The organism is Mesorhizobium sp. M1A.T.Ca.IN.004.03.1.1 (assembly GCF_003997555.1).
Classification (GTDB): domain Bacteria; phylum Pseudomonadota; class Alphaproteobacteria; order Rhizobiales; family Rhizobiaceae; genus Mesorhizobium.
The window spans coordinates 1-242 of the sequence record NZ_RZTV01000955.1; the positions used below are offsets into that span (position 1 = coordinate 1).

Below are 242 nucleotides of genomic sequence, written 5' to 3' on the forward strand. Positions count from 1 at the left end.
ATTCCACTGATGGTGGTCATCATCGTGCCTGCGATAGATGGGCTGAAGAAGGAATGGGGCGAGGCCGCCGCGACACTTGGCGCGACGACGGCCCAATACTGGCGCATGGTCGTCATCCCCGTGATCTGGCCGAGCTTTCTCGGCACCGTAATCCTGCTGTTCGCCAACGCCTTCGGAGCGATTGCCACCGCCTATGCCCTGACCGGCTCGTCGCTCAACATCGTGCCAATCCTGCTCTATGC

1 protein-coding gene is annotated in these 242 nt (G+C 61.2%); it reads left to right on the top strand.

Going from position 1 to position 242, the window contains the following annotated elements; translation table 11 throughout:
- The coding region (locus EOD29_RS34500; protein WP_127248904.1) for an ABC transporter permease subunit at positions 1-242 on the top strand (242 nt) is incomplete at both ends.